Annotated in this window: 16 protein-coding genes; 9 read left to right on the top strand and 7 right to left on the bottom strand. The window is 68.3% G+C overall.

Annotated features, from left to right (window positions below):
• Nucleotides 1–2: 2 nt before the first annotated feature.
• The 3 genes from mmsB to chvE form a co-directional block, all read right to left on the bottom strand.
• Nucleotides 3–1,241, bottom strand: a complete 1,239-nt coding sequence (gene mmsB / locus ACWDR7_RS04655) for a multiple monosaccharide ABC transporter permease (protein WP_449853762.1) — start codon at nt 1,239–1,241, stop codon at nt 3–5.
• Nucleotides 1,238–2,761 carry a multiple monosaccharide ABC transporter ATP-binding protein gene (gene mmsA, locus ACWDR7_RS04650; RefSeq protein ID WP_449853761.1) on the bottom strand — a complete coding sequence of 508 codons (1,524 nt, stop codon included), beginning with the start codon at nt 2,759–2,761 and terminating at the stop codon, nt 1,238–1,240. Before mmsA ends, mmsB begins: the two co-directional genes overlap by 4 nt.
• A gap of 152 nt (nt 2,762–2,913) precedes the next feature.
• Nucleotides 2,914–4,002 (bottom strand): multiple monosaccharide ABC transporter substrate-binding protein, encoded by a 1,089-nt coding sequence (gene chvE, locus ACWDR7_RS04645; protein ID WP_449853760.1) that lies wholly within the window; start codon nt 4,000–4,002, stop codon nt 2,914–2,916.
• A gap of 316 nt (nt 4,003–4,318) precedes the next feature.
• Between chvE and ACWDR7_RS04640 the strand changes: the two genes are divergently transcribed.
• Nucleotides 4,319–5,029, top strand: coding sequence for a DUF2520 domain-containing protein (locus ACWDR7_RS04640; protein WP_449853759.1), 711 nt, complete (start codon nt 4,319–4,321; stop codon nt 5,027–5,029).
• A 148-nt stretch (nt 5,030–5,177) separates the two neighbouring features.
• A complete protein-coding gene (lysS, locus tag ACWDR7_RS04635) occupies nt 5,178–6,698 on the top strand; it encodes a lysine--tRNA ligase (RefSeq protein ID WP_449853758.1) in 1,521 nt (506 codons plus the stop codon).
• Between the two features lie 26 nt (nt 6,699–6,724).
• On the opposite strand, the gene ACWDR7_RS04630 is transcribed toward lysS, so the two are convergent.
• Nucleotides 6,725–7,918 carry a DUF4192 family protein gene (locus ACWDR7_RS04630; RefSeq protein ID WP_449853757.1) on the bottom strand — a complete coding sequence of 398 codons (1,194 nt, stop codon included), beginning with the start codon at nt 7,916–7,918 and terminating at the stop codon, nt 6,725–6,727.
• Between the two features lie 192 nt (nt 7,919–8,110).
• Between ACWDR7_RS04630 and ACWDR7_RS04625 the strand changes: the two genes are divergently transcribed.
• Nucleotides 8,111–8,329 (top strand): hypothetical protein, encoded by a 219-nt coding sequence (locus ACWDR7_RS04625; protein ID WP_449853756.1) that lies wholly within the window; start codon nt 8,111–8,113, stop codon nt 8,327–8,329.
• Nucleotides 8,330–8,439: 110 nt separating this feature from the next.
• Nucleotides 8,440–9,846, top strand: a complete 1,407-nt coding sequence (gene cls / locus ACWDR7_RS04620) for a cardiolipin synthase (RefSeq protein WP_449853833.1) — start codon at nt 8,440–8,442, stop codon at nt 9,844–9,846.
• A gap of 16 nt (nt 9,847–9,862) precedes the next feature.
• Here the strand turns inward: cls and ACWDR7_RS04615 are convergent, their stop codons facing one another.
• Together ACWDR7_RS04615 and ACWDR7_RS04610 are read right to left on the bottom strand one after the other, a co-directional pair.
• A complete protein-coding gene (locus tag ACWDR7_RS04615) occupies nt 9,863–10,891 on the bottom strand; it encodes a diacylglycerol/lipid kinase family protein (RefSeq protein ID WP_449853755.1) in 1,029 nt (342 codons plus the stop codon).
• Nucleotides 10,892–11,033: 142 nt separating this feature from the next.
• Complete coding sequence (locus tag ACWDR7_RS04610) at nt 11,034–11,312, bottom strand: helix-turn-helix domain-containing protein (RefSeq protein WP_449853754.1); 279 nt, start codon at nt 11,310–11,312, stop codon at nt 11,034–11,036.
• Nucleotides 11,313–11,450: 138 nt separating this feature from the next.
• Between ACWDR7_RS04610 and ACWDR7_RS04605 the strand changes: the two genes are divergently transcribed.
• The 3 genes from ACWDR7_RS04605 to ACWDR7_RS04595 all read left to right on the top strand — a co-directional run bounded on the left by ACWDR7_RS04605 (nt 11,451) and on the right by ACWDR7_RS04595 (nt 16,382).
• Nucleotides 11,451–14,324, top strand: a complete 2,874-nt coding sequence (locus ACWDR7_RS04605; RefSeq protein ID WP_449853753.1) for an SNF2-related protein — start codon at nt 11,451–11,453, stop codon at nt 14,322–14,324.
• 32 nt (nt 14,325–14,356) lie between these two features.
• The gene (locus ACWDR7_RS04600) at nt 14,357–14,983 is read left to right on the top strand and encodes a DNA methyltransferase (protein WP_449853752.1); all 627 of its coding nucleotides are present in this window, start codon (nt 14,357–14,359) and stop codon (nt 14,981–14,983) included.
• Between the two features lie 88 nt (nt 14,984–15,071).
• Nucleotides 15,072–16,382, top strand: a complete 1,311-nt coding sequence (locus ACWDR7_RS04595; protein WP_449853751.1) for an ISL3-like element ISPfr18 family transposase — start codon at nt 15,072–15,074, stop codon at nt 16,380–16,382.
• Nucleotides 16,383–16,541: 159 nt separating this feature from the next.
• Here ACWDR7_RS04595 and intI1 read toward each other — a convergent pair whose 3' ends face one another.
• Nucleotides 16,542–17,555, bottom strand: coding sequence for a class 1 integron integrase IntI1 (gene intI1 / locus ACWDR7_RS04590; RefSeq protein ID WP_000845048.1), 1,014 nt, complete (start codon nt 17,553–17,555; stop codon nt 16,542–16,544).
• A 101-nt stretch (nt 17,556–17,656) separates the two neighbouring features.
• Here intI1 and sul1 point away from each other — a divergent pair, with 101 nt between their 5' ends.
• Nucleotides 17,657–18,508 (top strand): sulfonamide-resistant dihydropteroate synthase Sul1, encoded by an 852-nt coding sequence (gene sul1 / locus ACWDR7_RS04585; RefSeq protein ID WP_000946487.1) that lies wholly within the window; start codon nt 17,657–17,659, stop codon nt 18,506–18,508.
• A gap of 127 nt (nt 18,509–18,635) precedes the next feature.
• A complete protein-coding gene (locus ACWDR7_RS04580) occupies nt 18,636–19,136 on the top strand; it encodes a GNAT family N-acetyltransferase (RefSeq protein WP_000376623.1) in 501 nt (166 codons plus the stop codon).
• The last annotated feature ends 517 nt before the right edge of the window (nt 19,137–19,653 follow it).

The following is a 19,653-nucleotide window of genomic DNA, read 5'->3' as shown; positions in this document are numbered from 1 at the left end:
CGTCAGCCCTTCGACGAGCGGCGCTTGTTGAAGAGGTCGAACGCCACCGCCAGGAGCAGCACGAGGCCCTTGATGGCCTGCTGCCACGCCTGGTCCACCGAGAGGATCGACAGACCCATGTTCAGCACGCCCATCACGAACGCGCCGATGACGGCGCCGATGACGGTGCCGACGCCACCCGTGACGGCCGCGCCGCCGATGAACACGGCCGCGATCGCGTCGAGCTCGTAGCTCGTGCCCGCGGTCGGGTTGGCCGCGCCGGCGCGCGCCGCGACGAGCACACCGGCGAGACCGGCGAGCGCGCCCATGTTCACGAAGATGAGGAAGTCGACGCGCTTCGTGCGCACGCCCGACAGCGCCGCGGCCTGCAGGTTGCCGCCCATCGCGTAGATGTTGCGGCCGAACACCGTGCGGTTGAGCAGGAACGAGTAGCCGATGATGAGCACCGCGAGGATGATCAGCACGACGGGGACGCCGTTGTACGCGGCCAGCAGCACGCCGAGGAACAGCAGGAAGACCGCGGCGAAGACGATCTTGCCGATGTACGCGAAGCCCGGCTCCTTGGGCAGCTCGAGACGGGTGAGCTCGCGGCGCTTGCGCCACTCCCCGCCCCCGAACGCCGCGGCGACGAGCACGACGACGACGAGCGTGAACAGGTCGACCTCGTCGAACAGCCGCCCGAAGATGCCCGAGACGTCGAACGTGCCGAACAGTCCGGGCACCCAGCCGCCGGCGAGGTTGTTGAACTCCTGGGGCAGGCCGCCGATCGTCTGGCTGTTGAGCACGACGAGGGTGAGGCCTCGGAACAGCAGCATTCCCGCGAGGGTCACGATGAACGCGGGGATGCCCACGTAGGCGATCCAGAATCCCTGCCAGGCGCCGATGAGGCCGCCGACGAAGATGCCCAGCAGGACGGCGACGGGCCAGGGGAGGTGCCACTGCGTGATGCCGATCGCCGTGACGGCGCCGACGAGCGCGACGACGGAGCCGACGGAGAGGTCGATGTGCCGCGCGATGATGACCATGACCATGCCGATGGCGAGCACGATCACGTACGCGTTCTGCGTGATGAGGTTGTTCACGTTGCCGGGCAGCAGCAGTCGGCCGCCCGTGAGGATCGTGAACAGGGCGATGATCGCGATGAGCGCGGCGAGCAGACCGTACTGCCGCATGTTGTTGCTGAAGTAGCGGAGGATGCCGCTCGTGGCGGAGTCCTTCGGCTTCGTCGTGGTGTCGGTCATGCTGCGTTCTCCTGCGTCATGTAGTGCATGAGCACTTCCTGGTTGGCGTCGGCGCGGGCGACCTCGCCCGTGAGCCGGCCGCCGGCGATGGTGTAGATGCGGTCGCAGAGCCCGAGGAGCTCGGGCAGCTCGGAGGAGATGACGATGACCGCCTTCCCCTCGTCGGCGAGCCGGTTGATGATCGTGTAGATCTCGTACTTCGCGCCCACGTCGATGCCGCGCGTCGGCTCGTCGAGGATCAGCACCTCCGGATCCGAGTAGATCCACTTCGAGAGCACGACCTTCTGCTGGTTGCCGCCCGACAGCCCGCCGACGACGGCGGAGACGGACTGCGCCCTGGTGCGCATCGCCTGGCGGAAGCGGTCGGCGACCTTGATCTCCTCGTTGACGTTGATCACGCCGGTGTTCGAGACCTTGTCGAGGGCCGCCGCGGTGGTGTTCTCGGTGATGTCCCCGATGAGGTTGAGCCCGTAGTGCTTGCGGTCCTCGGTGGCGTAGGCGAGGCCATTGTCGATCGCCTCCTGCACCGTGCGCGTGGAGATCGGCTTGCCGTCGAGGAAGACCTTGCCGGAGATCTGCTGGCCGTAGGAGCGGCCGAAGATGCTCATCGCGAGCTCGGTGCGGCCGGCGCCCATGAGGCCCGCGAAGCCGACGATCTCGCCGGCGCGCACCGAGAACGACACGTCGTCGACGACCTTCCGCGAGCCGTCCACCGGGTGGAAGACCGTCCAGTTCTCGACGCGGAACTTCTCCTCGCCGATCTTCGGCTCGTGGTCCGGGAACAGGTTGTCGAGCGGGCGGCCCACCATCGAGCGGATGATGCGCGACTCCTCGATCTCGTCGCCCGAGATCGTCTCGATCGTCTTGCCGTCGCGGATGACCGTGACGGTGTCGGCGATGCGCTTGATCTCCTTGAGCTTGTGGCTGATGATGATCGACGTGATCCCCTGCCCCTTGAGGTGCAGGATCAGGTCGAGCAGGTGCTGCGAGTCCTCGTCGTTCAGCGCCGCCGTCGGCTCGTCGAGGATGAGCAGCTTGACGTTCTTCGAGAGGGCCTTCGCGATCTCGACCAGCTGCTGCTTGCCGACGCCGATCTGGCTCACGGGCGTGGCGACGTTCTCGTCGAGCCCGACGCGCGCGAGCAGCTTGGCCGCCTCGAGGTTGGTCTTGCCCCAGTCGATCACGCCGAAGCGCTGGATCTCGTTGCCGAGGAAGATGTTCTCGGCGATCGAGAGGAAGGGGCTCAGCGCGAGCTCCTGGTGGATGATGACGATGCCCTTCGACTCGGAGTCGTTGATCGTCCGGAAGTGCTGGGGCTCGCCTTCGAAGACGATCTCGCCGTCGTAGGAGCCGGTCGGGTAGACGCCCGAGAGCACCTTCATGAGCGTCGACTTGCCCGCGCCGTTCTCGCCGCAGATCGCGTGGACCTGGCCGCGCTCGACCGTGAGCGTGACGTCATCGAGGGCCTTGACCCCGCTGAATTCTTTCGTGATGCCGCGCATCTCGAGGATTGCTGACATGTGCCCTCCCAGGGTGAGGTTGAATGCGTGCGCACGCCGTCGCGGCGGCGGCGCCGCGCACCGTGAGCGCCGGTCGGTCGCCGGCGCTCACGGTGCTGTGGGGTGCGCGGGGGCGTGATGCGCCCCCGCGCGAGGCGGATGCCGCCGTCGGCTCAGAGGCCGAGCTCGTCCGCGGAGTAGAAGCCCGACTCGACGAGGTGCTGCTCGATCGTGTCCGGCTCGACGACGATCGGCTCGAGGAGGTAGGCCGGCACGACGTGGTCGCCGTTGTCGTAGGTCTCGGTGTCGTTGACCTCGACCTCTTCCTCGTTCAGGACCTGCTCGATCATCGTCGCGACGCGCTCACCGAGCTCGCGCGTGTCCTTCCAGACGGTCATCGACTGCTGGCCGGCGATCATCGCCTGCACGTTGGCGAGGTCCGCGTCCTGACCGGTGATGATCGGCCACTCCTCGCCGACCGAGTAGCCGTTGCCGAGGAGCGCCTGCTCGATGCCGAGCGCGAGGGAGTCGTTGGGCGAGAGCACGACGTCGACCTGCTCGCCGCCCGAGTAGAACGACTGCAGGCGGTTCTCCATCTCGGCCTGGGCGTCGTCCGAGCCCCAGCCGAGGATGCCGAGCGACTCCACCGAGGGCGTCTTGCCCGAGCGGATCACGAGCTGGCCGCTGTCGACGTACTCGGAGAGCACGTCCCACGCGCCGTCGAAGAAGAACTGGGCGTTGTTGTCGTCGGGGCTGCCCGCGAACGGCTCGAAGTTGAACGGGCCGGCGCCGTCGGCCAGGCCGAGCTGGTCGACGATGTACTGACCCTGCAGCTGGCCGACCTGGTAGTTGTCGAAGGTCGCGTAGTAGTCGACGTTCGGCGTCTCGTTGATGAGGCGGTCGTACGCGATGACCGTGATGTCCTGGTCCGCGGCCTCCTGCAGCACCGGGCCGAGCACGGTGCCGTCGATCGCGGCGACGACGAGGACGTCGACGCCCGAGGCGACCATGTTCTGGATCTGGCTGATCTGCTGGTCGGTCTCGTTGTCGGCGTACTGCAGGTCGGCCGAGTAGCCGTCCTCCTCCAGGAGGTCCCGCAGGTGCTCGCCGTCGTTGATCCAGCGCTCGAGCGAGCGCGTGGGCATCGAGATGCCGACCGCACCGGCCTCGCCGCCACCGCCGCCGTCCGCCGCGCAGGCGCCGAGGCCGAGGGCGAGTGCGCCGGTGGTCGCGACCACCAGCAGCTTCTTTGTCACTCCCATGTGACTGTTCCTTTCGCAGTGGGCGGTGCAGCAGCGCAACGCGCCAGCGTTATGTTGACGGGTCGAACATAATCCCCTCCGGAGGGCCCCGCAACCGGCGAGTGTCACGATTCGGCCACGGCCATGGCGGCTCTCGGCGGCTTCACAGCGGGGGTTTGTCCTGAGCACGCACATTCGCCGAGCCGGGCAACCGCCTTCCCGGCGGGACCCCCGCGGCGCGGGAGCGGCGTGCGCGGGCCGGGCCGCTCGGGGCAGGTGCTCGGCCAGGCGCTCGGGCCAGGCGCCCGGGCCACGGGGCTCGCGTAGGCTCGACGACGTGAGGCGCGACGGCAGGCTCGGGGTCGGCATCGTGGGCTCGGGGCGGGTGGGGCCCGTCATCGGGGCGGCGCTCGCCGGGGCGGGGCACGCGCTCACCGGCCGCACGCGCGCCTCGGACGAGGAGCGGGCGTCGGCCGTGCTGCCCGACGTGCCCGTGCTCGAGGCGCCCGAGGTGCTGCGCCGCAGCGAGCTCGTCGTCGTCGCGGTGCCGCGTGCCGATCTGCCCGGCGTGGTGGGCGGACTGGCGGAGGCCGGGCACTGGCAGATGGGGCAGCTCGTACTGCACACCGACGCCGCGCACGGGATCGAAGTGCTGCGGCCCGCCGCCGAGAAGGGCGCGATCCCGCTTGCCGTGCACCCCGCCATGGCGTTCACGGGCACCTCCATCGACCTGCGCCAGCTGGCCGCCACCTATGCGGCCGTGACCGCGCCGTCGGCCGTCCTGCCCATCGCGCAGGCGCTCGCGGTGGAGCTCGGGTGCGAGCCCGTCGTGGTGGCAGAGTCCGACCGCGCCGCCTACGCGGAGGCGATCGCCACCGCCAGCGAGTTCTCGCGTCAGATCGTGCAGCAGGCCACCGGCATCCTGCGCGGCATCGGCGTCGAGAACCCGGGCGGCTTCCTGTCGTCCCTCGTGCGCTCCACCGTCGATCACGCGCTCGCCGAGGCCACGCCCGCGATCCCGGACCTGCCGCCCGACCTCGACGACTGATCCGGCCCGCCCGCCACGGTGCGGTCGTGTGGCCGGGCCGCTGTGCGCCCGCCGAGTGGGGCCGCGGCGGGCGATCACTAGACTGGGAGCCGTCTTCCGCGGTCGCTCGGCCGCGATCCGCCTCCCGTGTCTGTCGAGGATCCCGCGCATGTCCGAAACCCCCGCCGAGAACGCCGCCGCGAGCGAAGAAGAGGACATCTTCGAGCAGAAGGCGGTGCGCCTGGCCAAGCGCGAGCGGCTCATCGCCGAGCGCGACTCGGCCGCCGGGGGCGCGTACCCCGTGTCGGTGCCGGTGACGACGACGATCGCGGCGCTGCGCGCGCAGCACGCCGACCTCGAGGCGGGTGCCGAGACCGGCGAGACCGCCGCCGTCGCGGGCCGCGTGGTGTTCAGCCGCAACACGGGCAAGCTCTGCTTCGCCTCGCTGCAGGCCGGTGACGGATCGCGCATCCAGGCGATGGTGTCGCTCGCCAACGTGGGGGAGGAGTCGCTCGCCCGATGGAAGGAGCTCGTCGACCTCGGCGACCACGTCTCGGTGTCGGGCGAGGTGATCTCGAGCCGCCGCGGCGAGCTGTCGATCATGGTCGAGGAGTGGCAGATCGCCGCGAAGGCCGTGCTGCCGCTGCCGAACCTCTACAGCGACCTGAACGAGGAGACGCGGGTCCGCCAGCGCTACCTCGACCTGATCGTGCGCGAGCAGGCCCGCACCACCGTCGTCGCCCGCGCCAAGACGAACGCGAGCCTGCGCGAGACGTTCGCCCGCCACGGCTTCCTCGAGGTCGAGACGCCCATGCTGCAGGTGCAGCCGGGTGGGGCTACGGCCCGCCCGTTCATCACGCACTCGAACGCGTTCGACACCGAGCTGTACATGCGCATCGCCCCGGAGCTGTACCTCAAGCGCGCGGTCGTGGGCGGCATCGACCGCGTGTTCGAGATCAACCGCAACTTCCGCAACGAGGGCGCCGACTCGACGCACAGCCCGGAGTTCGCGATGCTCGAGGCCTACCAGGCCTACTCGGATTACAACGGCATCGCCGACCTCACGCAGGAGCTGATCCAGAACGCCGCGGTCGCGGTGGCCGGATCCACGACCGTGACGTGGGCCGACGGCACGGAGTTCGACCTGGGCGGCGACTGGGACCGCGTCTCGATGTACCCGTCGCTGTCGGAGGCCGCGGGCGTGGAGATCACGCCCGGGACGACGATGGACGAGCTGCTCGCACTGGCCGAGAAGTCGGGCGTCGAGGTGCCGCGGCACGCGACGCACGGCAAGCTCGTCGAGGAGCTGTGGGAGCACTTCGTGAAGACGCATCTCGAGCGCCCCACCTTCGTGATGGACTTCCCCGTCGACACAAGCCCGCTCGTCCGCGAGCACCGCTCGATCCCCGGCGTCGTGGAGAAGTGGGACCTGTACGTGCGCGGGTTCGAGCTGGCCACCGGCTACTCGGAGCTCGTCGACCCCGTCATCCAGCGCGAGCGCTTCGTGGAGCAGGCGGCCCTGGCGGATCGCGGCGACGACGAGGCCATGCGCATCGACGAGGACTTCCTGCGCGCCCTCGAGCACGGCATGCCGCCCACGGGCGGCATGGGCATGGGCATCGACCGCCTGCTCATGGCGATCACGGGCCTCGGCATCCGCGAGACGATCCTCTTCCCGCTCGTCAAGTAACGCGGCGCCCGCCGCGGCGGTTGCGCTCATCGCCCACCGCGCTCGGGGCGCTCGAACGCCCACGCCGGAAGGTAGCCGTTCGCGAGCATCGTCGCGAGGATGCGCGCGAGCCCGTGCCCGGGGTCGACCTCGAGCGCGCGCGAGACGTACCAACCCGCGTGCGTGGAGTTGCCGAGCGCCCAGCTGAGCCACCCCGCGCTCGCCAGGGGACCGACGCGCCGGCGCGAGCCGACGCTGGCCGCCACCATCCTCGCCAGCTCCAGCCCGCGCCGCAGGCGCTCGGGGTCGGGCCGCGGTCCGTCACCCGCCAGCCGCACCGGCTCGTCCGGCACGCCGGCGTCCCCCTGCGCGAACCGCAGCTGCCAGGCGAGCGTGCGCCGGCCGGCGTCGAGGTCGGCGCTCCACTGCGTGAGGGCGACATCGCGCAGCAGAGGCGTGCCCAGCGCAAGCGCGAGGAACGCGGCCTCGGTGGGGTGCAGGTCGTCCGGATCCCACGACAGCGCGTCTTCGAGGACGCCGGGCAGATCCGCGAGTGACTGCTCGTCCGGCGCGGCGCCGCCCTGAGCGCCGCCCTGAGCGGCACGTGGCTCCGCACCGCCGCTCGGCCGCGCGCCCGCGTCGTCGTCGTCGCCGGGCCCCTCGCCGCCGCCGACGGCGCCGGGCACGCGTCCCTGCAGGGCGTCGATCGCCTCGGCCACGCGGCGGCGCGCGGCCTTGCCGACGCGGGGCAGCTCGAGCCCCGCGTGCTGGTCGCGGGAGACCGGACCGCGCCCGCCGTCGACATCCGGCGGCGGCTCGATCTCGGTGAGCGGGCGCGGCGGAGCCGGGTCGCCGTACGAGGCCCAGCCGTCGCGCGCGACGAGGTGCGCCCCGAGCACCGCCAGACCGCACTCACCGGCGCGGCCGGTGATGCGATCCACGAGCCGGCGCCGCACGAGCCCGCCGGCGCCGCTGCGCCAGGCGCCGTGGCACGGCGCGTCGGTGTACACGACGAGCGCCACGCCGTCGGCGTCGCGCACGCGGCAGACGGTGCCGATCGCGGTGGCGGCGAAGGCGGCCTCGTCCTCACCAGGCGAGGGCAGGTCGAGCCGCAGCACGCCGAGGCTGCGGCTGTCGCGGAACGGCACGAGCACCACGCTCTCGCGCGGCGTGAAGCCGGCGAGATGCGGCACGAGCGAGAGGAACCGGGCGGGGGAAGGGGCGCGAAGGATCGTGGTCATGCCGACGATCCTTCGCCTCCCGCCCCCGCCGTGTCCCGCGATCCACAGGACGGATCCGCCGATCCACGCGATCCGGCGCTTGTGGACGGGTCGAGCCCCCGCGTCGAGCCCACCCCCGGCCGAGCCCCCGAGCCAACGTACCGCCGCCCGCGCTCCCAGGATCCGGTGCGCCCGCGCGGATAGGATCGATGCGTGGACAGCTACTGGGCAGCCGTGGTGTGGTCGCTGCTGCCGACGATCGCGATCGCGCTCGTCTTCTGGTTCGTGTTGCGCAACATCCTGCGCTTCGACCGCACCGAGCGCCGCGCCTACGCCAAGATCGAGGCCGAGGAGCGCGCCAAGCGCGGCCTTCCGCCCCGCGCCGACGCCGGCTCCGCGAGCACCCAGGGCGCTGCGCCCGGATCCGAGTGACGCGCACGCCCCCGGTACGCTGAGGCGAGGAGGGGCGCGTGGAGTTTCTGGACTGGCTGTGGGGAGCACTCGGCGCGTCGTGGTGGGCGATCATCGTCTGGATCGTCGATATGACCATCCGCATCGTGGCCGTGCTCATCGTGCCCGCCAATCGCAAGCCGACCTCGGCCATGGCGTGGCTGCTCGCCATCTTCCTGCTGCCGATCCCCGGCATCCTGCTGTTCATCCTCATCGGCAGCCCGCGCCTGCCGCGTGACAAGCGGCGGCGCCAGGCGCAGACGAACGAGTACCTGCGCGAGGTGAACGACATGCTCGAGGGCGGCAGCCTGCGCCCCGGGCAGCCGGAGTGGTTCACGGCGCTCGTGCGCATGAACCGCGAGCTCGGCGCCCTGCCGATCTCGGGCGACAACGGCGTGCGGATCATCTCGGACTACCAGCAGAGCCTCGACGAGATGGCCGCCGACATCCGCCGCGCCCGCTCGTACGTGCACGTGGAGTTCTACATCTTCAAGTCCGATGCGACGACGGACGGCTTCTTCCGCGCGCTCGAGGACGCCTGCGCGCGCGGCGTGCAGGTGCGCGTGCTGCTGGATCACTGGGCGAACCTCGTCAAGCCGCACCACCGCCGCACGATCCGCCGGCTCAAGGCCATGGGCGCCGACTGGCGCTTCGCCCTGCCCATCCAGCCGCTGCGCGGCAAGTGGCAGCGGCCCGACCTGCGCAACCACCGCAAGCTCGTCGTCGTCGACGGCGTGGTGGCGTACCTCGGGTCGCAGAACATCACGGACCGCACCTACAACCTGCGCGCGAACATCCGCCGCGGCCTGCGCTGGGTCGACGTGATGGTGCGGCTGGACGGGCCCGTCGTCTCGAGCGTCGACGCCGTGTTCCTCTCCGATTGGTTCAGCGAGACCGACAGCGTTCCCGACGGCGTCGACCTGCGCGAGATGCCGTCCGGATCGGGCGACCTCGACTGCCAGGTGGTGCCGTCGGGACCCGGGTTCGAGGTGGAGAACAACCTGCGCCTGTTCCTCTCGCTGATGTACGCGGCGCGCGAGAAGATCATCATGATCAGCCCGTACTTCGTGCCCGACGAGGCCCTGCTGCTCGCGGTGTCGTCGGCGTGCGACCGCGGCGTGCAGGTGGAGCTGTTCGTCTCGGAGGTGGGGGATCAGGCGGTCGTCTACCACGCGCAGCGCAGCTACTACGAGGCGCTGCTGAAGGCGGGCGTGCGCATCTGGCTGTATCGCAAGCCGTACATCCTGCACACCAAGGGCCTCACGATCGACGACGAGGTCGCCGTGATCGGCTCGAGCAACATGGACATGCGCTCGTTCGGCCTCAACCTGGAGATCTCGCTGCTCGTGCGCGGCGAGGAGTTCGTGCGGCAGATGCGCGAGGTCGAGGACACCTACCGGGGCCTGAGCCGCGAGCTCACCCTCGAGGAGTGGATGCGCCAGCCGCTGCGCTCGCGCGTGCTCGACAACCTCGCGCGGCTGACCTCGGCGCTGCAGTAGGGCTGTTCGGGCCGGATCAGATCGCGGCGATCGGGTGGCCCTTCGGGACCGCCGCGAGCAGGCCGCCGGGGTGCACCGTGCAGTCCATGCGCGTGGCCGCGCCGAACTCGTCGCCGTCCAGCTCGATGGGCTGCGGATCGGGCGTGGCCGTCTCGATGTCGGTGGCCTGCAGGTACCGCACCGAGGTGTCGTGCCGCCGCTCCACGATCCGTCGGCCGGCGCGGAAGCGCCGCAGCACCGAGTTGTCCCACCACACCTTGCGCCACACGCCCAGCCAGCCGAACACCCCCGTCGGCTGGATGATGGCGACATCGAGCGTGCCGTCGAGGATCGAGGCGTCGGGGATGAGCGCGATCCCGCCGGGCAGCGCGCCGCAGTTGGCGACGAGGATGCTCTGCACGCGCGCCGAGTGGATGCGCGTGAGCGTGCGCGTGGCCGTCTTCGATCCGGGACGCGGATCGGTCTGGTAGACCACGCGGAACGGCTCGGCGCCGATGAGCGAGCGTGCCGCCCCGTCGACGTACGCCACCCAGCCGACGGCCTTCTTCAGGTCGGCCTTCGTGTTCGCGATCATCGCCGCGTCCAGCCCCATGCCGGCCATGACGACGAACGCGTGCTCCTCGGTGGTGCCGTCGGCGCGCAGCAGCCGCGCGATGCCGATGTCGACGGGCACGGTCTCGCCCTCGAACGCGGCGCGCACCATCTCCTGCTGATCGCCCAGCGGCAGCAGCAGGTTGCGGGCGAGCAGGTTGCCCGTGCCGCTGGGCACGATCGCGAGCGGCACGCCGGATCCGTCCATCACCTCGGCCACCGCGCGCACCGTGCCGTCGCCGCCGGCCACGAGCACGGCCGCCGCCCCCTGCGCCAGGGCCTCGCGCGTGATCCCCTGCCCGGGGTCCTCCACGCTCGTCTCGAGCAGGATCGGCTCACCCCATCCGGAGCGCGCGGACTGCGCCTCGACGAGCGCGCGCAGCTTGGCGCCGTTCACCTTCGACGGGTTGTACACGAGCGCGGCCCGCCGTGTGCGTGCGTCGGTCTGGGCCATGTCGTCAGCCTATTCCGGGGTGCCGCGGGTGACCGGTTGCTGCACCTCATCGGCTGCACTTAATCGGTTGCTGAACGCAGCGAGCGCCAGCGAGCGAAGATGAAGCGACCACCGCAAGCCCGCGGCGGTAACCCGCCCGCGCCTACCGATTCGCCCGCCGCCGCCCGTCCACGGCCCGCGGCGCGAACATCTCCACGGTGATCCCGCTCAGCAGCTCGCCGGGCTCGACATCGAGCGCCTCCGCGATCCGCACGAGCGACTGGATGCTCGGCAGCGACCGCCCGCTCTCGTACGCGCGGATGTTCGACGAATCGATCGAGGTCGCCGCCGCCAGCTGATCCTGCGTCATCGTCAGCCGCGTCCGCCGGGCCGCCATCAGCCGCCCGATGTGCGCGGCGGCATCGGAGGGAACGCGGGGCACCGATCCAGCGTGAACGTGCCCGGTCCCCAGCGCCAGGGTGCATAGACCCGGGTACTTGTACCATGATGGTCCCGACATGGTTATCGAGCTTCGGGTAAAGGTGGGCGATTCGCGCAGGCGACGACCCGTCGTCGGGCCATGAACAGCACTCTCACCGACCATCAGGCGAAGTACTTCGCGCACGAGCTGCAGCGCTCCTACGCCAACGACCAGGTGGGCAAGCTCGCCGGGCTCCTCTTCGACGCACAGGTCGAGCCGAAGCCCCACCAGATCGACGCGGCGCTCTTCGCACTGCAGACGCCGTTCCTGCCCGGCGTGATCCTGGCGGACGAGGTCGGCCTCGGCAAGACGATCGAGGCCGGCATCGTCATCTCGCAGTACTGGGCGGAACGCCGCCGCCGAATCCTGATCATCGCACCATCGCCTTTGCGGCAGCAGTGGCAGCAGGAGCTGCTCGAGAAGTTCGCACTGCCGTCGGCGATCATCGACCCCCGCTCGAAGGAGGATCTGCTGGCGCCCGGTCATGCGGCGCAGGTGCTGATCTGCTCCTACGAGTTCGCACAGCGTCACGAGCACTCACTGCTGGCCTCGTGGGATCTGGTGGTCGCAGATGAGGCGCACCGTCTGCGCAACCATTGGACGGGCAAGACCAAGTCGGCGGCGGCCGTGGCGCGCATCGTGCAGAACGCGCACAAGACGGTGCTGCTCACGGCGACTCCGCTGCAGAACCGCTTGGAAGAGCTCTACGGGCTGGTCTCGGTCTTCGACCCGGGCTACTTCACGTCTCTTGACGCGTTCCGTGAGCGGTACGTGAAGGGCGGCGACGACGACCTCGTGGAACGCGTCGCTGCGATCTCGAAACGCACGCTGCGACGCGATGCCGACAAGTACATCCGGTTCACGGAGCGTCTGCCTCTGACCGTCGAGTTCACGCCATCGGAGGACGAGCAGACCCTGTACGACCTCGTCAACGAGTACCTGCAGCGTGAGCATCTGTATGCGTTCAGTGGTTCCCAACGTCACCTCGCTGCGCTCATCATCCGAAAGCGCCTGGGGTCCTCGACCTACGCGGTCGCCAGCACATTGCAACGGATCGCGGATCGTCTCGCGGACGAGGCGGCGTGCGGTCGCCCGACGCAGCGATCGATCGCCGCGGACTTCGCCGTCGACGACGACCTCGCCGGCGACGTGCTCGAGGAGGCCCAGGAGCAGCGATTCGGGCCGTCTGCAGCGCCCGCGTTCGACGCGAGCGACCTCGCGGCGATGGCCGACGAGGCGGCCGAGCTGCGCGAGTACGCAACCCTGGCGCGTTCGATCACGGTCAACCAGAAGGCCGTGAAGCTGCTCGAAGCGCTTGATCTGGGCTTCGCGCGGCTGCGTGAACTCGGCGCCGCCGACAAGGCGATCATCTTCACCGACTCGACGAAGACGCAGGAGTACCTCGCGCGCACACTGCGAGAGGCGGGGCGCGGGGAAGGGCTCGTCCTCTTCAACGGCTCGAACGACGCCCCCGAGCAGACCGAGATCTACCGCCGCTGGCTCGAGGCCCACCGCGACAGCGACCTCGTGACGGGCATCCCTGCGGTGGATCGGCGCAAGGCGCTCGTCGACCACTTTCGCACGACGAACGCGCCGGGCGGATCGATCATGATCGCCACCGAGGCGGCCGCCGAGGGTATCAACCTGCAGTTCTGCTCGATGCTCGTCAACTACGACCTGCCGTGGAACCCGCAGCGCGTCGAGCAGCGGATCGGGCGCGTGCACCGCTTCGGCCAGAAGCACAACGTCGTCGTCGTCAACCTCGCGAACAAGGGCAATGTCGCCGAGGCGCGGATCCTCGAACTGCTCGCCGACAAGTTCCGCCTGTTCTCCAGTGTGTTCGGCGCGAGCGATGAGGTGCTGGGCTCGATCGAGGACGGCTTCGACTTCGAGAAGTCCATCGGCGACATCCTCACGCGGTGCAAGACCGCCGCCGAGCTCGAATCCGCCTTCGACGCACTCGAGGCGCAGTACGCGACCGAGATCTCCCGCGAGATGGCCAGCGCGAAGGCGAAGGTGTTCGACCACCTCGACCCGCACGTTCAGGAACGGCTCAAGGCCTATGACGCCGAGGCCGGCGTCGTGCTCAACACGTTCGAACGGCTGCTGCTCGCCGTCACGCGCCACGAGCTCGCGGAAGTGGCCACCTTCGAGGGCGATGGGCGCACATTTGTTCTGCACAAGTACCCGGTTACTGGTGTGCCCACCGGGCGCTACTTCTTCAAATCCCAGCCGCTGGAGAACGCCCACCAGTACCGGTACGCCGGCCCGCTGGCGCAGGACGTCATCCGGCGGGCGAAGGAGCGAGAGACGCCGTCGCGGGAACTGGTGTTCTCGCTTTCCGCGTCAGAGCGTGTCCCGGCCGCGCTGAAGAGCCTCGTCGGATCGACCGGAACGCTGACTGCCAGCGAGATCACCTTCCGGATGTCCGCGCGCGGGGAGGACGTCTCGGAGTCGTACATGCTCGCCGGCGCACTGACCGACGACGGGCGGTGGCTCGACGAGGAGTACGTCGCCGATCTGCTCGGGCTCGCGTGCATCGAGGTGCGAGAACTCGCGGCCGCGATCGATGAAGCGCCGTTCGCCGAGCGCCTCGAGTTGCGCCGCGTCGAACTGACGCAGGACGTGCAGGGGCGCAACGCCCGGCATTACGCGCAGCAGGAGGAGCTGCTCTACCGCTCGCAGCAGGACCGCAAGGCCGAGCACGAGGGCCGCATCCGCGAGTTCCGGGCGAAGGAGAAGGAAGCGCGCAAGCTCGCCCGCGCCGCGACCGACCCGATGGAGCAGCTGCGCCTCAAGAAGGCGGCCCGGGGCTGGGAGCAGCGCGCGGAAGACGCCGACGAGGAGTCCCGCGTCGTGCGCCGGCAGCTGCGCGAAGAAGCCGACTCCTACCTCGACCTGATCGAGCAGTCCCTGCGCGGCACGCAGACCACCGACCACCTCTTCACCATCCGCTGGCGTCTCGACGCCTAGCGGCGTCGGGCATCTCACAAGGGCAGTCACACATGACCGACGACACCGACGACCTCATCCACGAGACCGAGCCGGCCACGCCGAACTTCCGCACCGAGCTCGCCGCGCAGCTGCACGACCTCGTGCCCGAGGCGATCGCCGACGGCAAGGTCGACGTGGAGAAACTCAAGGAACTGCTGGCTGAGGACGTCGCCGATGACTCGGAGCGATTCGGCCTGTTCTGGCCCGGCAAGAAGCGCGCGATGCGCGCGGCGCAGGAGCCCACGACGGCGACGCTGCGACCCGACTTCGAGAATTCGAAAGACTGGGACACGACGAAGAACGTGTTCATCGAGGGTGACAACCTCGAGGTGCTCAAGATCCTGCAGAAGCACTACCACGCCAAGATCAAGATGATCTACATCGATCCGCCGTACAACACCGGCAAGGACTTCGTCTACCCGGACAACTACAAGGAAGGGCTCGACACCTACCTCGAGTGGACGAGGCAGGTCAACGAGGAGGGCAAGAAGGTCACATCGAACTCTGAGAGCGAGGGACGTTACCACTCCAACTGGCTCAACATGATGTACCCGCGACTCAAGCTCGCGCGGAACCTGCTGACCGAGGACGGGTTCATCTTTGTCAGTATTAGCGGCTCTTCGCAGTTGAGGGTGTAGCCCGGGACCGCCGGCTGGTTCGCGGATAGGCGTCGAGGTCTTCCAGGATGGAAGTTCTCACGCTCACCATCCGCCGGAAGACCTCGACTTGCACCACCCTACGTTCGCGACCCCTGACCTGACCACGTTCTGCCGTCTTGACGAGCTCGGCCTTCAAGCCGTCGGGCAGCTGCTCGAGCCTGATCGGGCGGTGCTGGAGTGCCGCGTCGTCGAGGACGACCCGTGGTGTCGGAAGTGCGGCGCGGAGGGCGTGCCGCGTGACACGGTGACGCGGCCGCTGGCGCATGAGCCGTTCGGGCATCGGCCGACGACGCTGCTGGTCCGGGTGCGCCGCTACCGGTGCACGCACTGCCGCCGGACCTGGCGGCAGGACACGTCGAAGGCGGCGGCGCCGAGGGCGAAGATCTCCCGCGGCGGGATCGGGTGGGCACTCACCGCGATCGTGGTCGACCACCTCACCGTCTCCCGAGCCGCAGCAGGCCTCGGGGTGTCGTGGCATACCGCGAACACCGCGATCCTCGCCGAAGGCAAGCGTCGCCTGATCGACGATCCGGCGAGGTTCGACGGGGTGACCACGATCGGTGTCGACGAGCACGTCTGGCGTCACACACGGTTTGGCGACAAGTACGTGACGGTGATCATCGACCTCACCCCCGCGAGGAACAAGACGGGCCCGGCACGGCTGCTGGACATGGTCGAGGGCCGCTCGAAGCAGGTGTTCAAGGAGTGGCTCGCCGCCCGGCCTGCGGAGTGGTCGAGCCGGATCGAGGTGGTCGCGATGGACGGGTTCTCCGGGTTCAAGACCGCCGCGGCCGAAGAGCTCCCCGACGCGGTCCCGGTGATGGACCCGTTCCACGTCGTCCGCCTCGCCGGCGACGCGCTCGACCGGACCCGGCAGCGCGTCCAGCAAGACACCCTCGGGCACCGCGGTCACGCCGGAGACCCGCTCTACGGGGTCCGCCGCACCCTCCACACCGGCGCGAGCTTCCTCACCGAGAAGCAGACCGCCCGGCTCGACGCGGTGTTCGCCGCCGAGGAGCACGTCGAGGTCGAAGCGACCTGGGGCATCTACCAGCGCATCGTCGCCGCCTACCGCGAACCCGACAAGAACAAGGCGAAGGAGATGATGCGGGCGGTGATCGACTCTGTCAGCAACGGCGTCCCCGCGCTGCTCAAAGAGGTCCGTCGCCTCGGCCGCACGCTGAAGCAGCGCGCCGCGGACATCCTCGCGTTCTTCGACCGCCCCGGAACGAGCAACGGCCCAACGGAGGCCATCAACGGCCGGCTCGAGCACCTTCGCGGTTCCGCCCTCGGCTTCCGGAACCTCACGCACTACGTCGCCAGATCGCTCCTCGAAGCCGGCGGATTCAGACCGCTCCTACACTCTCATTCGCGATGAGCCACTATAGCAGCGGAGGGGTTGGATCCATCAGGCAACGACGGGCTGCTGCCGGCCATCAGCGGACGCAGGGAGGACTTTCCGCAACCGGCCGTTCGATGCGGCACCGATGGCCTTCGCGCAGGGGTAGTGAATCCGCCAGGATTGACTTGCGCTGCCCTACCTCTCACTAGTGAGGGGCGGCAGCGCATCAAGCGGTGAGCGCACTCCGGCACCGCCAACTTTCAGCACATGCGTGTAAATCATCGTCGTAGAGACGTCGGAATGGCCGAGCAGATCCTGCACGGTTCGAATGTCGTAACCGCTGCGGAGCAAGGCCGTCGCGAACGAGTGGCGGAGGGTGTGCGGTGTGGCGGGCTTCGTGATGCCTGCTTGTTCTACGGCACGTTTGAAGGCGCGCTGAAAGGTCTGGTCATACATGTGATGGCGACGCACGACACCGCTCCGTGGATCGGTCGAATGCGTGTGCTGCGCAAAAACCCAGAACCACGGCCAGGAATGCCCGGCGCGCGGATACTTCCGCTCAAGGGCGTCGGGAAGCGCAACGCCGCTGCGGCCCTCGGCCTGGTCCTTCAGCCACCATGCCCGTGCACGCGACAGCTGCTCGCGCAGGCTGGGTGCCAAGCTCTCGGGTAACATCAAGGCCCGATCCTTGGAGCCCTTGCCCTCCCGCACGATGATCGTGCCGTGATCGAAATCCAGATCCTTGACCCGCAGTTGCAAACCCTCACTGATCCGCATGCCCGTTCCATACAGAAGCTGGGCGAACAAACGATGCTCGCCTTCCAGAAAACCGAGGATGCGAACCACTTCATCCGGGGTCAGCACCACCGGCAAGCGCCGCGACGGCCGAGGTCTTCCGATCTCCTGAAGCCAGGGCAGATCCGTGCACAGCACCTTGCCGTAGAAGAACAGCAAGGCCGCCAATGCCTGACGATGCGTGGAGACCGAAACCTTGCGCTCGTTCGCCAGCCAGGACAGAAATGCCTCGACTTCGCTGCTGCCCAAGGTTGCCGGGTGACGCACACCGTGGAAACGGATGAAGGCACGAACCCAGTGGACATAAGCCTGTTCGGTTCGTAAACTGTAATGCAAGTAGCGTATGCGCTCACGCAACTGGTCCAGAACCTTGACCGAACGCAGCGGTGGTAACGGCGCAGTGGCGGTTTTCATGGCTTGTTATGACTGTTTTTTTGTACAGTCTATGCCTCGGGCATCCAAGCAGCAAGCGCGTTACGCCGTGGGTCGATGTTTGATGTTATGGAGCAGCAACGATGTTACGCAGCAGGGTGACGGTGTTCGGCATTCTGAATCTCACCGAGGACTCCTTCTTCGATGAGAGCCGGCGGCTAGACCCCGCCGGCGCTGTCACCGCGGCGATCGAAATGCTGCGAGTCGGATCAGACGTCGTGGATGTCGGACCGGCCGCCAGCCATCCGGACGCGAGGCCTGTATCGCCGGCCGATGAGATCAGACGTATTGCGCCGCTCTTAGACGCCCTGTCCGATCAGATGCACCGTGTTTCAATCGACAGCTTCCAACCGGAAACCCAGCGCTATGCGCTCAAGCGCGGCGTGGGCTACCTGAACGATATCCAAGGATTTCCTGACCCTGCGCTCTATCCCGATATTGCTGAGGCGGACTGCAGGCTGGTGGTTATGCACTCAGCGCAGCGGGATGGCATCGCCACCCGCACCGGTCACCTTCGACCCGAAGACGCGCTCGACGAGATTGTGCGGTTCTTCGAGGCGCGGGTTTCCGCCTTGCGACGGAGCGGGGTCGCTGCCGACCGGCTCATCCTCGATCCGGGGATGGGATTTTTCTTGAGCCCCGCACCGGAAACATCGCTGCACGTGCTGTCGAACCTTCAAAAGCTGAAGTCGGCGTTGGGGCTTCCGCTATTGGTCTCGGTGTCGCGGAAATCCTTCTTGGGCGCCACCGTTGGCCTTCCTGTAAAGGATCTGGGTCCAGCGAGCCTTGCGGCGGAACTTCACGCGATCGGCAATGGCGCTGACTACGTCCGCACCCACGCGCCTGGAGATCTGCGAAGCGCAATCACCTTCTCGGAAACCCTCGCGAAATTTCGCAGTCGCGACGCCAGAGACCGAGGGTTAGATCATGCCTAGCATTCACCTTCCGGCCGCCCGCTAGCGGACCCTGGTCAGGTTCCGCGAAGGTGGGCGCAGACATGCTGGGCTCGTCAGGATCAAACTGCACTATGAGGCGGCGGTTCATACCGCGCCAGGGGAGCGAATGGACAGCGAGGAGCCTCCGAACGTTCGGGTCGCCTGCTCGGGTGATATCGACGAGGTTGTGCGGCTGATGCACGACGCTGCGGCGTGGATGTCCGCCAAGGGAACGCCCGCCTGGGACGTCGCGCGGATCGACCGGACATTCGCGGAGACCTTCGTCCTGAGATCCGAGCTCCTAGTCGCGAGTTGCAGCGACGGCATCGTCGGCTGTTGCACCTTGTCGGCCGAGGATCCCGAGTTCTGGCCCGACGCCCTCAAGGGGGAGGCCGCATATCTGCACAAGCTCGCGGTGCGACGGACACATGCGGGCCGGGGTGTCAGCTCCGCGCTGATCGAGGCTTGCCGCCATGCCGCGCGAACGCAGGGGTGCGCCAAGCTGCGGCTCGACTGCCACCCGAACCTGCGTGGCCTATACGAGCGGCTCGGATTCACCCACGTCGACACTTTCAATCCCGGCTGGGATCCAACCTTCATCGCAGAACGCCTAGAACTCGAAATCTAACGTCCGTTCGGGCATCGAGGTCCATGTCGGGGTGGGACGGGCCCGTGGCTTCAAGATCACTTGCAGTCCGACCGCGATGTCTTGGTTGCGCGAGAGGTTGTCGATATCCTCCACTTCCATCATCAACCCTGGATAATGCCGCCGCCGTCATCGCCGCCGACGCCCGTGCCGGGCTTTTCGGGCCTGTCAGGCTTGCTCGGCCTTCAGCCTGCCTGGGCGAGATCTCCGGCGGACGGATTAACGGCGGAGCTTCGCCGCCTTTCGTGCGTGTGAAGGCCGAAGATAGTTCTCTCAAAAACATCCGTTTATGAGAGATACCAAATGTCATTTTCAGAAGACGACTGCACCAGTTGATTGGGCGTAATGGCTGTTGTGCAGCCAGCTCCTGACAGTTCAATATCAGAAGTGATCTGCACCAATCTGGCTCTTCGGACATCCGGTGGGGTGAGGGTGGCCGGGCGGTGATTCGGCGGTAGGGGTCGAGGTCCCCGAGGATCAGAAGCGCTAACTCTCTGAT

The organism is Microbacterium sp. NPDC003461 (assembly GCF_053588335.1).
Note: the sequence above shows the minus strand (reverse complement) of the source record. Positions and strands in the feature narration are given on the sequence as shown.